The 16,931-nt window shown below is 40.2% G+C and carries 17 protein-coding genes and 1 pseudogene; 15 read left to right on the top strand and 3 right to left on the bottom strand.

All coding sequences use genetic code 11. The features are described 5' to 3' along the window. The 7 genes and pseudogenes from CYK16_RS05370 (at window position 1) to deoD (ending at window position 7,499) form a co-directional block, all read left to right on the top strand. Window positions 1–561, top strand: a complete 561-nt coding sequence (locus CYK16_RS05370) for a DUF1697 domain-containing protein (RefSeq protein ID WP_060806298.1) — start codon at window positions 1–3, stop codon at window positions 559–561. Beyond that, complete coding sequence (locus CYK16_RS05365) at window positions 558–1,367, top strand: purine-nucleoside phosphorylase (protein ID WP_060806299.1); 810 nt, start codon at window positions 558–560, stop codon at window positions 1,365–1,367. Before CYK16_RS05370 ends, CYK16_RS05365 begins: the two co-directional genes overlap by 4 nt. A gap of 188 nt (window positions 1,368–1,555) precedes the next feature. Next, a complete protein-coding gene (locus tag CYK16_RS10975; RefSeq protein WP_081094117.1) occupies window positions 1,556–4,288 on the top strand; it encodes a galactose-binding domain-containing protein in 2,733 nt (910 codons plus the stop codon). Between the two features lie 81 nt (window positions 4,289–4,369). After that, window positions 4,370–4,615: a hypothetical protein gene (locus CYK16_RS10880; RefSeq protein WP_142374670.1), complete on the top strand. Its 246-nt coding sequence runs from the start codon at window positions 4,370–4,372 to the stop codon at window positions 4,613–4,615. Beyond that, a pseudogene (locus tag CYK16_RS05350) lies at window positions 4,616–4,849 on the top strand (phosphorylase family protein); the annotation flags it as partial. After that, window positions 4,843–6,126, top strand: a complete 1,284-nt coding sequence (locus CYK16_RS05345) for a chloride channel protein (RefSeq protein ID WP_060806302.1) — start codon at window positions 4,843–4,845, stop codon at window positions 6,124–6,126. The pseudogene CYK16_RS05350 and the gene CYK16_RS05345, both read left to right, overlap by 7 nt. A gap of 662 nt (window positions 6,127–6,788) precedes the next feature. Then, complete coding sequence (gene deoD, locus CYK16_RS05340) at window positions 6,789–7,499, top strand: purine-nucleoside phosphorylase (RefSeq protein ID WP_031243322.1); 711 nt, start codon at window positions 6,789–6,791, stop codon at window positions 7,497–7,499. Window positions 7,500–7,525: 26 nt separating this feature from the next. On the opposite strand, the gene CYK16_RS05335 is transcribed toward deoD, so the two are convergent. The 3 genes from CYK16_RS05335 to coaA all read right to left on the bottom strand — a co-directional run bounded on the left by CYK16_RS05335 (window position 7,526) and on the right by coaA (window position 9,327). Then, the gene (locus CYK16_RS05335) at window positions 7,526–8,050 is read right to left on the bottom strand and encodes a DNA topology modulation protein (protein ID WP_060806303.1); all 525 of its coding nucleotides are present in this window, start codon (window positions 8,048–8,050) and stop codon (window positions 7,526–7,528) included. Window positions 8,051–8,102: 52 nt separating this feature from the next. Beyond that, on the bottom strand, window positions 8,103–8,339 hold the full coding sequence (gene rpsT, locus CYK16_RS05330; RefSeq protein WP_001274000.1) for a 30S ribosomal protein S20: 237 nt from the start codon (window positions 8,337–8,339) through the stop codon (window positions 8,103–8,105). 67 nt (window positions 8,340–8,406) lie between these two features. After that, on the bottom strand, window positions 8,407–9,327 hold the full coding sequence (coaA, locus tag CYK16_RS05325) for a type I pantothenate kinase (protein ID WP_004258795.1): 921 nt from the start codon (window positions 9,325–9,327) through the stop codon (window positions 8,407–8,409). A 200-nt stretch (window positions 9,328–9,527) separates the two neighbouring features. On the opposite strand from coaA, the gene CYK16_RS05320 reads away from it, so the two are divergent. The 8 genes from CYK16_RS05320 (at window position 9,528) to CYK16_RS05285 (ending at window position 16,931) form a co-directional block, all read left to right on the top strand. Beyond that, complete coding sequence (locus tag CYK16_RS05320) at window positions 9,528–9,932, top strand: hypothetical protein (protein ID WP_060806304.1); 405 nt, start codon at window positions 9,528–9,530, stop codon at window positions 9,930–9,932. A 205-nt stretch (window positions 9,933–10,137) separates the two neighbouring features. After that, a complete protein-coding gene (locus tag CYK16_RS05315; protein WP_081094118.1) occupies window positions 10,138–10,728 on the top strand; it encodes a class I SAM-dependent methyltransferase in 591 nt (196 codons plus the stop codon). Next, a complete protein-coding gene (locus CYK16_RS05310; RefSeq protein WP_060806306.1) occupies window positions 10,725–12,002 on the top strand; it encodes a pyrimidine-nucleoside phosphorylase in 1,278 nt (425 codons plus the stop codon). The genes CYK16_RS05315 and CYK16_RS05310 overlap by 4 nt, the downstream gene beginning before the upstream one ends. Before the next feature lie 19 nt (window positions 12,003–12,021). Continuing rightward, window positions 12,022–12,684, top strand: coding sequence for a deoxyribose-phosphate aldolase (deoC, locus tag CYK16_RS05305; RefSeq protein ID WP_101776745.1), 663 nt, complete (start codon window positions 12,022–12,024; stop codon window positions 12,682–12,684). Beyond that, complete coding sequence (locus CYK16_RS05300; protein WP_000246089.1) at window positions 12,671–13,060, top strand: cytidine deaminase; 390 nt, start codon at window positions 12,671–12,673, stop codon at window positions 13,058–13,060. Before deoC ends, CYK16_RS05300 begins: the two co-directional genes overlap by 14 nt. Window positions 13,061–13,149: 89 nt before the next feature. Continuing rightward, window positions 13,150–14,202, top strand: a complete 1,053-nt coding sequence (locus tag CYK16_RS05295; RefSeq protein ID WP_101776744.1) for a BMP family lipoprotein — start codon at window positions 13,150–13,152, stop codon at window positions 14,200–14,202. A 142-nt stretch (window positions 14,203–14,344) separates the two neighbouring features. Then, window positions 14,345–15,880 carry an ABC transporter ATP-binding protein gene (locus CYK16_RS05290; protein ID WP_101776743.1) on the top strand — a complete coding sequence of 512 codons (1,536 nt, stop codon included), beginning with the start codon at window positions 14,345–14,347 and terminating at the stop codon, window positions 15,878–15,880. Beyond that, window positions 15,873–16,931 carry an ABC transporter permease gene (locus CYK16_RS05285; RefSeq protein WP_023942990.1) on the top strand — a complete coding sequence of 353 codons (1,059 nt, stop codon included), beginning with the start codon at window positions 15,873–15,875 and terminating at the stop codon, window positions 16,929–16,931. Before CYK16_RS05290 ends, CYK16_RS05285 begins: the two co-directional genes overlap by 8 nt.

The following is a 16,931-nucleotide window of genomic DNA, read 5'->3' as shown; positions in this document are numbered from 1 at the left end:
ATGACGCGCTATGCTTTACTGGTTAGGGGCATTAATGTCGGTGGGAAGAATAAGGTTGTCATGGCGCAACTTCGTCAAGAATTGACAGAGTTGGGACTGGGAAAGGTTGAAACCTACATCAACAGTGGCAATATTTTCTTTACTTCGACAGATCCCAAAGCCCAATTGGTTGAAAAGTTAGAGTCTTTCTTTGAAATCCATTATCCATTTATTCAGAGCTTTTCGTTGCTGAGTCATGAAGACTATGAAGCGGAACTTGAAAATCTACCTAAATGGTGGACTAAAGATTTGGCACGAAAGGATGTCCTCTTTTACACGGAGGGCTTGGATGTGGCTCAAGTCATTGAGACAGTTGAAAGTTTGGAATTGAAAGATGAAGTTGTTTATTTTGGAAGACTTGGGATTTTCTGGGGAAAATACTCCGAAGAATCATACTACGAAACAGCCTATCACAAATACTTACTCAAGATGCCTTTCTACCGCCAAATCACCATTCGCAATGCTAAAACTTTTGACAAAATCGGTCAAATGCTAAAAAATAATAACGGAGACACACAATGACATTTTTAGACAAAATCAATGAGACAGCTGCTTTCCTGAAGGATAAGGGAATCCAAACGCCTGAGTTCGGTCTAATCCTTGGGTCAGGACTTGGAGAATTGGCAGAAGAGATCGAAAATCCAGTTGTAGTAGATTATGCAGAAATTCCAAACTGGGGCCGTTCAACAGTAGTCGGTCACGCTGGTAAATTAGTATATGGTGAACTTGCAGGTCGCAAGGTTTTAGCTCTTCAAGGGCGTTTCCATTTCTACGAAGGAAATCCTCTGGAAGTTGTGACTTTCCCAGTTCGTGTCATGAAAGTTCTTGGATGTGAAGGTGTCATTGTAACCAATGCTGCTGGTGGTATTGGATATGGGCCTGGTACTTTGATGGCTATCTCAGACCATATCAACATGACAGGTCAAAACCCATTGATGGGTGAAAACTTGGATGACTTTGGTCCTCGTTTCCCAGATATGTCTAAGGCCTACACACCAGAATACCGTGCTACTGCACATGAAGTTGCTAAAAAACTTGGTATCAAGCTTGATGAAGGTGTCTATATCGGTGTAACTGGTCCAACTTATGAAACACCAGCAGAGATTCGTGCCTATAAGACACTTGGAGCAGATGCAGTTGGTATGTCGACTGTTCCTGAAGTTATTGTGGCAGCTCACTCAGGTTTGAAAGTTCTCGGTATTTCATGTATTACTAACCATGCTGCAGGTTTCCAAGAAGAACTCAACCACGAAGAAGTTGTAGAAGTGACTGAACGTGTTAAAGGCGACTTTAAAGGCTTGCTGAAAGCGATTCTTGCTGAATTGTAAAAAAATTGGTGATGGTATTAGACTAGAAAGGGGGAGTTCTCATCGTCTTCAGTAGAGAAGATTGGGTTTGTTGTGATTAAAAGATGAACAAAAATCCAATCAACTACTATATCTTTAGTAAAAATTTATCACATGCTTATTTATCAATTATTGGTAAATAGGGGAAAATAAAAGAAAGTTAGAAAAGAATGAAAATCGGTCAACGAATAATGCGTTTTGGCATAAAAAAATTAAGTATCGGAGTTGTATCTGTTGCAGTTGGTTTTGCTTTTTTAGCACCGACAGGAATTTCTGCCAATGAAGGAAGTCCAGTTGTGAAAAACGAAACTCCTCTAGTAGTAAATGCAACGGATAGTCCGACAAAACTAGAAAATACTGATAAAAAACAGGAAACGCATCTTATAGAGGAAAGAGTAGCAGTTATCCAACCAGCTCCGGAAACAAAAGAAGTCCTTAAAAATCAGAAGGAAGAAGAAAAGCTGGAATCCCATAAAACAGAGCCTGCTCTAGTTCCTGCAGAAGTGAATAGAGAGGAAAATGTAAAGGATGAGTCTACAACTTCTCGTCCTGTGACAGCAGAAGATCTTTTGAAAATTTCAAAAGGAGAACTGCACTCCGAAAATGATTTACTTGACAATTCTCTTTATGGTGAAAAAGTCCTTGATTTAGAAGGTGATGACGATCAGGATGGTATCAAAAATAAGGATGAGCTTTATGTTTATCGTAAAGATGGTAAGGACTATTTAGGATATAACAGTCATCCATTACTGGCAGACAGTGATGGAGACGGATTAGCAGATGGGGAAGATGATAATAAGAAACAATGGTATGTTACAGATCGAGATGCTCTTCTCTTTATGGAGTTATCCTATCGTGATGATGACTATATCGAAAAAATTCTAGATCATAAAAATCCATTTCCGAGTCTCTACTTGAATCGTCAAGAATATAAGATGATGCACAATGAGTTAGCCCCGTTTTGGAAGATGAAAAAAGCTTACCATACAGCTAGTGGTTTGGATGCTTATCTATTTGAAACTAAGAGTGATTTTCCTTATTTAAAAGACAATACTGTTCAAATGTTGGCTATACGTGGGACAAGACTGAATGATGCCAAAGATTTGAGAACGGACTTGACCTTGCTAGGAGGAAATAAACCTGCACAAGCGGATGATATCCGTAATGTTGTAAAAGAATTGGCGCAGGATTCCAGCATTACCAATCTGTATATGACAGGCCATTCTTTAGGAGGCTATCTAGCTCAAATAGCAGCAGTTGAAGCTTATCAGAAATATCCTACTTTTTATAATAATGTTTTGAAAAAAGTGACAACATTTAATGCACCTAAGGTCATTACTTCAAGAACAATCTGGAATGCCAAAAATGGTTTCTGGGATGTAGGACTAGAAAGTCGGAAGCTTGCTGTAAATGGAAAAATTAAACATTATGTAGTGGATAACGACAATGTGGTTACATCTGTGCTACAAAATGATAGTGATGAGGTGACATCTACAGGAAGTGCCAATGTTAAACACCGTTCGCGTGGCTATTTTGAAAGCCGTATGAATGATATTCCAAACTTTAATATTGGAAAACGAACAACATTGGATAAGCAGGGTTACCGTGATCCAAAACTGGAAAAAATTTCTTTCTTTAAGAAACAACAAGTCCCTCTGTCATCTAGTCAACCGAGCGCTGAACCTCTTGAAAATATAGCTCTAGGGAAACGGGTTACCCAAAGTTCGACAGCTTTTGGAGGTGACGCTAGAAGGGCTGTAGATGGAAAAGTTGATGGGAATTATGCTCATCATTCTGTAACGCATACAGAGTTTCAATCTAAGCCTTGGTGGCAAGTCGATTTAGACAAGGAAGAAACGATTCGTCAAATCAATATTTATAATCGAACAGATACTGCTCAGGATAGGCTTACCAATTTTAATGTGATTCTTTTAGATAGTTCTGGGAAAGAAATTGAAAGAAAGCGCATTGCATCTCTGAAAGATATCTCTGCACAAATTGCAATTGACTATAAAAAAGCTCGTTTTGTCCGTATTGAGTTAGATGGTTACAATGCTCTCAGTCTTGCAGAAGTTCAAGTCTTGCGTGCTGAGAATATCGCATGGAAAAAGCAAGCACGCCAAAGCTCTACCGAGTTTGGAGGAGATGCTAGTCGTGCTCTAGATGGAAATACCAATAGTAACTACAGCCAGCAATCAATTACTCATACAAAATTTGAAAATCAGCCTTGGTGGGAAGTTGATTTAGGTCGTACAGAACAGGTAGGACTTGTCCGTCTTTATAATCGTGGAGATGGCGAGCTTTCCAAACGTTTGGCAGATTTTGATGTGATTTTATATGATGAAAAAGGGACAGAAGTTACTAGAAAGTATGTTTCTCGTTTAGAAGGAAATCGTCTAGATCTTCAGTTGGATGGCAAGTTGGGTCGCCGTATTCGCATTCAACTACGTCAGAAAAATCAAGCTCTCAGTCTTGCTGAAGTAGAAGTATTTCGATTTATAGCTAAGAATGCTGTGACAACACCAACTTCTAAGCAAGTACAAGTGTTAAATTACACTCCTGTAAAAGATAAAACCCTAACTATTCAGCATAGTGGAGCTTACATTGCACGCTATTCTATAACTTGGGAAGAAGTTACAGTAGATAAAAATGGTCATTCAGTTGTTCGCAGTCATTCTTGGGAAGGAAATGGACGTAACCAGACTGCAGGTTTTGTACTCAACCTTCCAATTAAAGAAAATATGAGAAATCTTCGAATTAAGATCGAAAAGAGAACAGGTCTTATCTGGAATAGATGGCAAACAATCTATGACAACAGACCTCTTCTCGCCCAACCACATCGAAAAATCACTCATTGGGGAACAACGTTGAATTCCAAGGTGAGTGACGATGATGTCTTGTAATCTGATGGTACAATGACAGTTAGTTTGTCTAGTTTATAAGAAAGTACTACCTGAGCTTGAATAGAACTCAGGTAGCTCTCTGTGAAAGAACAAAATGAATACTCAATGAAAATCAAAGAGCAAACTAGGAAACTAGCCGCAGGCTGCTCAAAGCACTGCTTTGAGGTTGTAGATATAACTGACGAAGTCAGCTCAAAACACTGTTTTGAGGTTGTGGATAGAACTGACGAAGTCAGTAACCATACCTACGGCAAGGCGACGTTGACGTGGTTTGAAAAGATTTTCAAAGAGTATAAACAGAAAGGTAGAGCGCGTGTTCTAATTTGAACACGAGTAGAAATTCGTACCTATAAGATGCTTGGAACAGATGTGGTCGGAATGTCAACTGCTCCTGAAGTTATTGTTGTAGCCTACTCAGGTTTGAAACTTCTAGGAATTTTATGTATTACTAACTATACTACTGGTTTCAAAGAAGAGCTTAACCACGAAGAGGTTATAGAAGTGACTGAGTGTGTTAAAGGCTTACTTAAAGCCGTTTTTGCTGAATTATTACTATGTTAAAAGAATTGAGGAGTATTTTTCAGAAAATCCCTTATAATCTTAAATTATTCCTAGCAGTCATTTTGCAAGGAATAGTTTCAGGTTTATCTGGTATTTTTCTACATTATCTTTTAAAGATAATAGAGGGGATAGCTTTTGGTCAATCAGAGCATCAAACTGTATTCTTGACAGATGGAGTTTCCTCATCGCGGATAGGATTAAGTTTAATAATCGTGGGTGTCAGCTCATCCTTGGTCTGGTATTTCTTGCAAAAAAAATCACAGATTTTTTCCATTAAAGCGCAGATGAAGGATGAGACTTCACGATACAAGCTTCATTTTTTAAGACAGCTATTTCATTCAATTTGGCAGATTATTGCAGTTGGCGGGGGAGCGCCTATTGGCAAAGAAGCTGCGCCACGAGAGATTGGAACTCTATTTGCAGGGCCAATTGGAAAAATATGTTTTCTCTCTAAGAAGGATCAAATCTTTCTCCTTGCTTGTGGTGCTGGTGCTGGTTTAGCAGCTGTCTATCAGGTTCCATTAACAAGTGTCTTCTTTGTTTTTGAAACTCTAGGAATTGCTCTATCTATTAAACGAGTTGTCTTAGTCGGTTTGACTACCTATGTGTCAACCTATACAGCAGGCTGGGTTATTTCAGATCAGGCTCTCTACCATATTCCAGCCATTACATGGTCATTAAAGGAAATATGGATTATTCCCTTATTACTTCTTTTCTTAACCCCACTAGCTTGGCTTTTTGGTCGCTTGAGTAAAGAAGTGTCTTCAAACAGAATAAAAGATAAACGAATACTTCTCACATTGCCTACAGCTTTTCTTTTTCTTGCTGGGTTGGCAAGTTATTTTCCACATCTACTTGGAAATGGACGTATGATGGCTCAGGAAGTATTGAATGGTAGCAATGGCAAAACAGTATTCCTCTTGTTTATCCTAAAAGCACTGGTCGTTCTTATTACTCTGTGGGCAGGGGCCTATGGTGGTACACTTACGCCATCTTTCGCCTTGGGGATGGCTGGAGCTGCTCTCTTTGGAATGATTCTAGGTGGGGATAGCCAGCCAAGCATTTTGCTTATGGGATCTGTTTGCTTTTTGTCTGTGACCTTGAGGGCTCCCTGGTCTGCAACCGGATTAGTAATAGGTTTCACTGGGCTAGGTTTAGATTCTCTTCCGTATCTCTTAGTAACAGCTGTTTTATCCTATGAATTTGCAAAAATGTTAGACCGCTTTCCTTGGACTAGCATACTGTGTCAGAAGTCAAAGAATAAAGTAATTAGGTAGGAAATACCCATTTCTTCTAGTCAATGATTTGATTTAAAAGATTAAAAAAACTCTCAATTTATTTATAACTGTTTTAAATAAAAATAAAGTAGGCCTATTGGAATCTTGATTGAATACGATTTTTCCTAGCTATGAAATATAAAAATAAAAAAAAAGAAAGATAGAGCGAGGTGTTCTGATTTGAACACGAGCGGAAAACTTTTCTAAAAACTCAGAAGAGAAGGGGAGTTCGGGTTTGAATTGAAGCCGGTCTAATCTTCTCAATATCATCAAAATTAAGAAAGAAAGGAATTGAACCCACCCTAAAAACAGTGGGAAAAAGATAGTTGGTCTAGCGAGCATCGCTTACTGCACCCAACTCCCATTTTCCCTTTGCTTTTTGACGGGTTTGGTATCTTTCTCAATATAAAATAAAGAAAGGTAGAGCGTGTGTTTTGATTTGAACACGAGCGGAAAACTTTTCTAAAAACTCAGAAGAGAAGGGGAGTTCGGGTTTGAATTGAAGCCGGTCTAATCTTCTCAATATCATCAAAATTAATAAAGAAAGGAATTGAACCCACCCTAAAAGCAGTGGGAAAAAGATAATTGGTCTTGCGAGCATAGCTCACTGCACCCAACTCCTATTTTCCCTTTGCTTTTTGACGGGTTTGGTATCTTATATTATGTCTATCCATATTGCTGCTCAGCAGGGTGAAATTGCTGATAAAATTCTTCTTCCTGGGGATCCTCTTCGTGCTAAATTTATTGCGGAGAATTTCCTTGAAGATGCTGTTTGTTTTAACGAAGTGCGTAACATGTTTGGTTACACTGGTACTTACAAGGGCCACCGTGTATCTGTTATGGGAACTGGGATGGGGATGCCATCTATTTCGATTTATGCGCGTGAGTTGATTGTTGACTACGGTGTGAAAAAATTGATCCGTGTGGGAACAGCAGGTTCATTGAATGAAGATGTTCACGTTCGTGAATTGGTTTTGGCGCAGGCAGCTGCAACTAACTCAAACATTGTCCGAAATGACTGGCCACAGTACGATTTCCCACAAATCGCTAGCTTTGATTTGTTGGATAAGGCTTATCATATTGCCAAAAATCTCGGTATGACAACTCATGTTGGGAACGTTTTGTCATCTGATGTCTTTTACTCAAACTACTTTGAAAAGAACATTGAGCTTGGTAAATGGGGAGTCAAGGCTGTGGAAATGGAAGCAGCAGCTCTCTACTATCTGGCAGCCCAACACCATGTTGACGCGCTTGCCATCATGACTATTTCTGATAGTTTGGTCAATCCAGATGAAGATACAACTGCAGAAGAACGCCAAAATACCTTCACCGATATGATGAAGGTTGGATTAGAAACCTTGATTGCAGAATAATTATAGCCAAAAAAGGAAGCCCTTCTTTATGAATTGGAGGACTTCCTTTTCTTATCTAGAAATTGGTCTATCTCTTTTTGTGATCTGAGGATGACCACTTTATATGGATAGTTTTTTTGAATCCACTTGTAGCGTTCCTTAGCGGATTTGCTCCGCCCATCCCAGAGAATCCATCGAATAAACTCCCAATTAAACTGTTCTTGACAACCAGCTGCCATACTTTCTCTGACCTTGCCTCGGTATGTGAGATAACGTTTAAAGGCTCGAAAGAGACAGGTCAATGGGGAAAAATTGAGAAAGATGATTTGGTCAGCTTCCTGCATTCTTTCCTCATAGAAACACCAAGAATAGTTGCCATCGATGACCCATGCTTTATGATTGGTGAGAAAGTTTTTCATCTCGGTCAACATCCATTCTTGGTTACTGTCTTGCCAACCGGGTTGAAATTGGAGTGTGTCCATGTGAAGTTTTGGGATGGAGTAGTAGTGAGACAACTTTTCAGCTAGAGTTGACTTACCAGCACCAGAATATCCGATAATTGCGATTTTCATTTTCTACCTTTTCCTATTTGGAGACAAAAAAACAGCCTCTATGGACTGTTTCTTATTTAGCAAGTTTAGCTGAAAGACGAGCTTTATCGCGGCTTGCTTTGTTTTTGTGAATCAAACCTTTAGTTTCTGCTTTATCGATAGCTGAGCTAGCAGCACGGAAAAGTTCTTCAGATGGGTTTGCTTCGAAAGCTTTGATAGCAGTACGCATAGCTGATTTTTGAGCTGAGTTCTTTTCGTTTTGTTTAACGTTCAATTCAGCGCGTTTGATAGCTGATTTAATGTTTGCCAATGTTCTTACCTCCATATTTACTAACTATACCATTATATCTGAAAACTTACGTTTTGACAAGGGAAAATTATTTTTTTAAGTAAATTTCATCGATTTCATGGTTCTTTGTTTTATGAAGAATCACTTCCGCACGATTTCTGGTTGGTTCAATATAATTTTGTAGATTTGTGAGATTGATACTGGTCCAGACTTGATGGGCAAAAGATTCCACTTCCCCAATCGGCATTTGAGTAAAGCGATAGTAATAGCTATCAGGGTCGTTTTGGGCTAGGCTCAGCATTTTCAAGAAACGGTCGAGATACCAACTCTCGATGTCATCGACTGCAGCATCAACATAGATGGAAAAGTCAAAGAAGTCAGTAATGTAGAGACGCTCGTTTTGTGGATTTTGAAAGACATTTATTCCTTCAACAATGACAAAATCAGCAGCTTTGACGCTTTGCTTTTCCTCAGGTACGATGTCGTAGACTTCATGAGAATAGACAGGAATATCTACATCTTGTCCATTTTTGATGTGGTCCAGGAAGTTGAGAAGAGCTTCCATATCATAGCTTTCAGGAAATCCCTTGCGATTTAAAATCCCTTGTTCAATCAAGGTCTGGTTGGGATAGAGAAAGCCGTCAGTTGTTACCAACTCAACCGTAGCATCTGTAAGTGTACGGGACAGTAGGATTTGAAGTAGGCGACTGGTTGTTGATTTTCCAACGGCAACACTCCCAGAAACCCCAATGATAAAAGGCTGGGATTTGCTTTCACGTTGAAGGAAAATTCCTTTTGAAAAGGCCAAATCATCCTTGGTACGTTTGTAAATCTGGATGAGATGGGCTAGGGGAAGATAGACATCAGTAACATCCTGTAAACTAATCTGGTCATTAAAACTCTTGATGGATTCTAATTCCTCTTCTGTCAAAGGAGGTGTTGTCTTTCGATGTAACGATTGCCAAGTCTGGCGGCTGATTTTTTCAAAATGTAAAAATTCGTTGGTCATTTGTTTTCCCCTAGATATTTTGTTTATCATACCATAAAAAGCTAAAAAAATAAAGCGGTTTCTTGAATGTGTTAAATCAATAGTATATACTATAAGTAGATAGAGGATGAACAATTTATTGATGAAGTAGGAGATAGCTTCTACTGATTTATAAGCTAATAAAGGGGGCTTTGAGGGTTACAACTTATAGGAGGTGTACTATGAAAATCTTAAAAAGTTATATATTGGAACTTTGTTTTATTTTAAGTTTTGCACTACCTTTTATAAAAGGAGCCAATGCAGATAATGGTAGACGCTTTGTGGAAATCTATTACGGTTTTACTTTTTTGATGGAACATGCTATTGTAACAGCTATCTTTATCTGTTCGCTCTTGATTGCTTGCCTACTAAAAAAACGGTGGACGAAATGGCTTGCTGCTGGTAGTTATGTCTTCTTAGTTCTATGGATTGCTACAGAGGGTTATTTCTTCCGCATGTCACTAGAAGATTTGATACGACTTTGGACAAGTTTGGAATTCCTGACAAAAACGTATCAGTTGGGCTTTTATCTAAACATCCTGTTGGGAATTTTGTTGATAATAAAGTATTTGAAGGTTAAGCAATAGTCATAAAAATGAGCCTAATTATAGATGATAAATTTGTTGTTTTATCCTGATTATGATATTTCTAGTTCTAAATGGCTTATTATTTATAAGTGTTGAAAGAGATTGAAGAAAATGTTTTACTTACTAGCTTTCTTCAGTCTTTTTCGTTTTTTTATCAATTTGTAAACGATTTACAATTTAAGTCAAATTATGGTAAAATAGTTTCATGAGTAAAATGTATTATGCAGAAAATCCTGACGCTGCTCACGACATTCATGAGTTAAGAGTGGACTTGTTGGGAGAAAAAATGACCTTTTTGACGGATGCGGGTGTTTTTAGCAAGAAAATGATTGACTTTGGAAGTCAACTCTTGCTCAAGTGTCTTGAGGTCAACCAAGGAGAAACTGTCCTGGATGTAGGCTGTGGTTACGGACCTTTGGGCTTGTCTTTAGCTAAGGCTTATGGAGTTCAGGCGACCATGGTCGATATTAATAATCGTGCCTTAGATTTGGCACGACAAAATGCTGAACGAAATAAAGTAGAAGCGACGATTTTCCAGTCTAACATCTATGAACAAGTTGAAGGGAAATTTGACCATGTCATTTCCAATCCTCCTATCCGTGCGGGCAAGCAAGTGGTTCATGAAATCATTGAGAAAAGTAAAGATTTCTTGGAAACTGGTGGAGATTTGACAATCGTTATCCAGAAAAAACAAGGGGCTCCAAGTGCCAAGTCCAAGATGGAAGATGTGTTTGGAAATTGTGAAGTCGTCAAAAAAGACAAGGGATACTATATCCTTAGAAGTGTGAAAGAATGAGAGCAGTTGATTTAATCCAAAAGAAACGAGATGGTCAAGAACTGACTTCGAGTGAAATTGAATGGCTAGTTGAAGGCTATGTGTCAGGAACTGTTCCTGATTATCAGATGTCTGCCTTTGCTATGGCTGTTTATTTCAAAGGAATGACGACACGAGAAATCTCAGATTTGACTATGAAGATGGTTAAGACTGGTCAAGAGTTTGACTTGTCTGCTATCGATGGGGTTAAGGTTGACAAGCATTCTACTGGTGGAGTTGGTGATAAGGTGACCTTGATTTTGGCTCCTCTTGTGGCTAGCTTTGGTGTGCCTGTAGCCAAAATGAGTGGTCGTGGTCTCGGCCATACTGGCGGTACAATTGATAAATTGGAGTCTATCAAGGGCTATCAAGTAGAACGTAGTCAAGAGGATTTTATTCATCAGGTGCAGGACATTGGAGTATCTGTCATTGGGCAATCAGACCAACTGGTTAAAGCAGACAAGCTTCTCTACGCCCTCCGTGATGTGACCGCAACTGTCGACACGATTCCTTTGATTGCGAGTTCGGTGATGAGCAAGAAAATTGCGGCAGGAGCGGATGCTATTTTGCTAGACGTGACTGTCGGTGAGGGTGCCTTCATGAAAACGGTTGATGAGGCGCGTGAGTTGGCTCAAACCATGGTGGAACTTGGTAAGGCAGTTGGTCGAAAGACGGTAGCAGTGATTACGGATATGAGTCAGCCCTTGGGACGAGCGATTGGAAATCGTCTAGAAATTCTTGAAGCATTGGAGATTTTACAAGGTCAAGGACGTCAGGATATTACCCACTTCATCTGCGAATTGGCTCAAATTATGCTTGACCTGGAAAATGTTAACAAGACAGTTGAAGAAGTTCGCCAACATCTTGAGAATGGCAAGGCGCTGGCCAAGTTTGAGGAAATGGTCCAAGCCCAAGGTGGAGACTTGGAAGACCTCTATCGTCCTGTAAATGTAGCCCATGTGGTGGAAATCCCTGCTCAGGAAACGGGTGTCATTTCAGCTCTTCCAGCTATGGAATTTGGGCTTTATGCTATGAGACTGGGGGCAGGCCGTGCAGTTAAGTCTGATGCCTTGGACTATGAAACAGGAATTGTTTTTGAAAAGAAAGTTGGAGATTCCGTTCAAAAGGGAGAAATTGTTGCAAAAGTATACACAAATGGAAAAATTTCTCCTCAGCTAGTTACAGATTTTCAAAAATATGTTAAAATAAATGATAGGGTGCAAAGTTTACGAGAAATTATAGAAATTATCTCATAAACCGCAGGAGAATCCGAATATGAAATTAAATAAATATATCGATCATACGCTTTTAAAACAAGATGCGACAGAAAATCAAATTGATTGTTTGTTGTCTGAGGCTAGGGAGTATGATTTTGCCAGTGTTTGCGTTAATCCGACCTGGGTTGAACATGCTAAAAAAGGGCTTGAAGGATCTGATGTCAAGGTCTGCACAGTAGTTGGTTTCCCCTTGGGAGCAACAACTTCAGCCGTGAAAGCATTTGAAACCAAAGAAGCTATCCAAAATGGAGCAGATGAGATTGATATGGTGATCAATGTTGGAGCTCTCAAATCAGGTAATCTTGATTTGGTTGAATCGGACATCCGTGCTGTTGTAGAAGCAAGTGGTGATAAGTTAGTAAAAGTCATTATTGAAGCATGCCTTCTGACTGACCAAGAAAAAGTTTTGGCTTGCCAATTGGCCCAAAAAGCAGGAGCTGACTTTGTCAAAACATCTACTGGCTTTTCAACTGGTGGTGCGACGGTAGCAGATGTTAGATTAATGCGTGAAACGGTTGGACCAGAAATGGGTGTCAAGGCTGCTGGTGGAGCTCGTTCTTATGCAGATGCTCTTGCCTTTGTGGAAGCAGGTGCGACACGTATCGGAACGTCAGCTGGAGTAGCCATTTTAAAAGGAGAATTGGCAGATGGCGACTACTGAGTTGATTGAACTGGCAATTGAAACCAGTAAACATGCCTATGTCCCCTATTCTCACTTTCCTATCGGAGCAGTTTTAGTGGCAAAAGACGGAAGTGTTTACACGGGAGTGAATATCGAAAATGCTAGCTATCCTTTGACAAACTGTGGAGAGCGTACAGCCATTTTTAAAGCAGTTTCCGAAGGCCAAAGAGAATTTTCAGAATTGATTGTCTATGGACAGACTGAAAAACCAATCTCACCATGTGGTGCTTGTCGCCAAGTAATGGTCGAATTTTTTGAACAAGATCTAAAAGTGACCTTAGTCGCAAAAGATAAATCGACGGTCGAGATGACGGTCGGGGAGTTACTTCCATACTCTTTTACAGACTTAAATTAGTCTGAGTCGCTCTCTGAGCGGCACGGTCTTTGTGACCAATCAATCCATACTTGCAACATCGTTGCACATCTTATTTAGGAGGTTCAGTAATGAACAAGAAACAATGGCTAGGCCTTGGTCTAGTTGCAGTGGCAGCAGTTGGACTTGCTGCATGTGGTAACCGCTCTTCTCGTAACGCAGCTTCATCTTCTGATGTGAAGACAAAAGCAGCAATCGTCACTGATACTGGTGGTGTTGATGATAAATCATTCAACCAATCAGCTTGGGAAGGTTTGCAGGCTTGGGGTAAAGAACACAATCTTTCAAAAGATAAAGGTTTTACTTACTTCCAATCAACAAGTGAAGCTGACTATGCTAACAACTTGCAACAAGCGGCTGGAAGTTACAACCTAATCTTCGGTGTTGGTTTTGCCCTTCACAATGCAGTTAAAGATGCAGCAGAAGAGCACACTGATTTGAACTATGTTTTGATTGATGATGTGATTAAAGATAAAAAGAATGTTGCTAGTGTAACATTTGCTGATAATGAGTCAGGTTACCTCGCAGGTGTTGCAGCAGCTAAAACAACTAAAACAAAACAAGTTGGTTTTGTAGGTGGGCAGGAGTCAGAAGTTATCTCTCGTTTTGAAGCAGGATTCAAGGCTGGTGTTGCGTCAGTAGACCCATCTATCAAAGTCCAAGTTGACTATGCTGGTTCATTTGGTGATGCTGCTAAAGGTAAAACAATTGCAGCCGCACAATACGCAGCCGGTGCAGATATTGTTTACCAAGTAGCTGGTGGTACAGGTGCTGGTGTCTTTGCAGAAGCAAAATCACTCAACGAAAGCCGTCCTGAAAATGAAAAAGTTTGGGTTATCGGTGTTGACCGTGACCAAGAAGCAGAAGGTAAATACACTTCTAAAGATGGTAAAGAATCAAACTTCGTTCTTGTATCTACTTTGAAACAAGTTGGTACAACTGTAAAAGATATTTCTAACAAGGCAGAAAAAGGTGAATTCCCTGGCGGTCAAGTGATCGTTTACTCATTGAAAGATAAAGGGGTTGACTTGGTAACAACAAACCTTTCAGAAGAAGGTAAAAAAGCTGTCGAAGATGCTAAAGCTAAAATCCTTGATGGAAGCGTAAAAGTTCCTGCAAAATAATGGATGGAAGTTATTTCTTAGGAAGCGGCCATCGGTCGCTTTTTAAGAGTTGAGACAAAGTCATTTTGTCTCAGTAAAGCTTGCTACTAGACAAACTAGCAAGTTTTATTGAAATAAAATAAGACTCTGAAAGGAAGAGCACATGGCACACGAAAATGTCATTGAGATGCGTGATATTACCAAGGTGTTTGGTGAATTTGTTGCCAACGACAAAATTAACCTGCACCTACGAAAAGGTGAAATTCATGCACTTTTAGGAGAAAATGGGGCTGGAAAGTCCACGCTCATGAACATGTTAGCAGGGCTTCTTGAACCAACCAGTGGTGAAATTGTGGTCAACGGTCAAGTTGTCAACCTCGACTCACCATCTAAAGCAGCTAGCTTGGGAATCGGAATGGTTCACCAGCACTTTATGCTGGTAGAAGCCTTCACAGTGGCTGAAAACATCATTTTAGGTAGTGAATTGACTAAAAATGGTGTGCTAGATATCGCTGGAGCTAGCAAAGAAATCAAGGCTCTTTCTGAACGTTATGGCTTAGCTGTTGACCCTTCTGCCAAGGTAGCAGATATCTCAGTTGGAGCCCAACAACGTGTAGAAATTTTAAAAACCCTTTATCGGGGGGCTGATATCCTTATCTTTGACGAACCAACGGCTGTTTTGACTCCATCAGAAATTGATGAGTTGATGGCTATTATGAAAAATCTTGTCAAAGAAGGGAAATCAATTATCTTGATTACTCACAAGTTGGACGAGATTCGTGCAGTTTCTGACCGCGTTACAGTTATCCGTCGTGGGAAATCAATTGAAACCGTCAAAATCGCAGGGGCTACCAATGCTGATTTGGCAGAAATGATGGTGGGACGTTCTGTTTCCTTTAAAACAGAGAAACAAGCTTCTCAACCAAAAGAAGTGGTCTTGTCTATTAAAGACTTGGTGGTCAATGAAAACCGCGGTGTTCCAGCTGTTAAAAATCTATCCTTGGATGTTCGTGCTGGAGAGATTGTTGGGATTGCGGGGATTGATGGAAATGGTCAGTCTGAACTGATTCAAGCCATTACAGGTCTTCGCAAGGTTGAATCTGGTAGCATTGAGTTAAAAGGAGATTCAATTGTAGGCTTGCACCCACGTCAGATTACAGAGTTGAGTGTTGGGCACGTTCCAGAAGACCGTCATCGTGATGGTTTGATTTTGGAAATGATGATCTCTGAAAATATTGCCCTTCAAACCTACTATAAAGAACCACATAGTAAAAATGGAATTTTGAACTATTCAAATATCACTTCTTATGCTAAAAAACTAATGGAAGAATTTGATGTTCGTGCTGCCAGTGAATTTGTGCCTGCAGTTGCACTCTCAGGAGGAAATCAACAAAAAGCAATTATTGCTCGTGAAATTGATCGAGATCCTGATCTCCTTATCGTCAGCCAGCCAACTCGTGGTTTGGATGTCGGTGCCATTGAATATATCCACAAGCGCTTGATTGAAGAGCGTGATAATGGCAAGGCTGTCCTTGTTGTCAGCTTTGAATTGGATGAGATTTTAAACGTCTCAGACCGTATCGCCGTTATCCACGATGGTAAGATTCAAGGTATTGTATCACCAGAAACAACCAATAAACAAGAACTTGGTGTCTTGATGGCTGGTGGAAACTTGGGAAAGGAGAAGAGTGATGTCTAAAAAATTACAACAAATTTCGGTTCCCTTGATTTCTGTATTCCTAGGAATTTTACTCGGAGCCATTGTCATGTGGATTTTCGGTTATGATGCTATTTGGGGCTACGAAGAATTGTTCTATACAGCCTTTGGTAGCCTGCGTGGAATTGGAGAAATCTTCCGTGCTATGGGGCCTCTGGTCTTGATTGGTCTTGGTTTTGCCGTTGCCAGTCGCGCTGGTTTCTTTAACGTCGGACTTCCTGGTCAGGCTTTGGCTGGTTGGATTCTCAGTGGTTGGTTTGCCTTATCGCATCCAGATATGCCACGTCCCTTGATGATTCTAGCAACCATCGTGATTGCCCTGATTGCTGGTGGGATTGTCGGCGCGATTCCAGGTATTCTTAGAGCCTATCTAGGGACGTCAGAGGTTATCGTAACCATCATGATGAACTACATTGTCTTGTATGTAGGAAATGCCTTTATCCATGCCTTCCCTAAAGACTTCATGCAAAGTACAGATTCGACGATTCGTGTCGGAGCTAATGCAACTTACCAGACACCTTGGTTGGCTGAGTTGACTGGTAATTCGCGGATGAATATTGGTATTTTCTTTGCCATCATTGCCGTTGCAGTCATTTGGTTCATGCTCAAGAAAACAACCCTTGGTTTTGAAATCCGTGCGGTTGGTCTTAATCCACATGCTTCAGAATATGCTGGTATTTCTGCAAAAAGAACGATTATCCTATCAATGATTATTTCAGGTGCCTTGGCAGGTCTTGGTGGAGCTGTTGAAGGACTTGGAACCTTCCAGAACGTTTATGTTCAGGGGGCGTCATTAGCTGTCGGGTTTAACGGGATGGCGGTTAGTCTGCTTGCGGCAAACTCACCAATTGGTATTCTCTTTGCAGCCTTCCTATTTGGTGTTCTCCAAGTTGGAGCCCCTGGTATGAATGCGGCGCAGGTACCGTCTGAGCTTGTCAGCATTGTAACAGCGTCTATTATCTTCTTTGTCAGTGTTCATTACCTTATCGAACGCTTTGTCAAACCGAAAAAACAAGTTAAAGGAGGTAAGTAA

The organism is Streptococcus oralis subsp. dentisani (assembly GCF_002860905.1).
GTDB lineage: Bacteria > Bacillota > Bacilli > Lactobacillales > Streptococcaceae > Streptococcus > Streptococcus oralis_BA.
This window is presented reverse-complemented; position numbering and strand designations above follow the sequence as displayed.

Bases quoted from the DNA above. Each gene is read 5' to 3' on its own strand.
- deoD (WP_031243322.1), top strand. From the start codon at position 6,789: ATGTCTATCCATATTGCTGCTCAGCAGGGTGAAATTGCTGATAAAATT.
- CYK16_RS05315 (WP_081094118.1), top strand. From the start codon at position 10,138: ATGAGTAAAATGTATTATGCAGAAAATCCTGACGCTGCTCACGACATT.
- coaA (WP_004258795.1), bottom strand. From the start codon at position 9,327: ATGACCAACGAATTTTTACATTTTGAAAAAATCAGCCGCCAGACTTGG.
- CYK16_RS05290 (WP_101776743.1), top strand. From the start codon at position 14,345: ATGGCACACGAAAATGTCATTGAGATGCGTGATATTACCAAGGTGTTT.
- CYK16_RS10975 (WP_081094117.1), top strand. From the start codon at position 1,556: ATGAAAATCGGTCAACGAATAATGCGTTTTGGCATAAAAAAATTAAGT.
- CYK16_RS05370 (WP_060806298.1), top strand. From the start codon at position 1: ATGACGCGCTATGCTTTACTGGTTAGGGGCATTAATGTCGGTGGGAAG.
- CYK16_RS05335 (WP_060806303.1), bottom strand. From the start codon at position 8,050: ATGAAAATCGCAATTATCGGATATTCTGGTGCTGGTAAGTCAACTCTA.
- deoC (WP_101776745.1), top strand. From the start codon at position 12,022: ATGAAATTAAATAAATATATCGATCATACGCTTTTAAAACAAGATGCG.
- CYK16_RS05320 (WP_060806304.1), top strand. From the start codon at position 9,528: ATGAAAATCTTAAAAAGTTATATATTGGAACTTTGTTTTATTTTAAGT.
- CYK16_RS05365 (WP_060806299.1), top strand. From the start codon at position 558: ATGACATTTTTAGACAAAATCAATGAGACAGCTGCTTTCCTGAAGGAT.
- CYK16_RS05300 (WP_000246089.1), top strand. From the start codon at position 12,671: ATGGCGACTACTGAGTTGATTGAACTGGCAATTGAAACCAGTAAACAT.
- CYK16_RS05345 (WP_060806302.1), top strand. From the start codon at position 4,843: ATGTTAAAAGAATTGAGGAGTATTTTTCAGAAAATCCCTTATAATCTT.
- CYK16_RS05295 (WP_101776744.1), top strand. From the start codon at position 13,150: ATGAACAAGAAACAATGGCTAGGCCTTGGTCTAGTTGCAGTGGCAGCA.
- CYK16_RS05285 (WP_023942990.1), top strand. From the start codon at position 15,873: ATGTCTAAAAAATTACAACAAATTTCGGTTCCCTTGATTTCTGTATTC.
- CYK16_RS05310 (WP_060806306.1), top strand. From the start codon at position 10,725: ATGAGAGCAGTTGATTTAATCCAAAAGAAACGAGATGGTCAAGAACTG.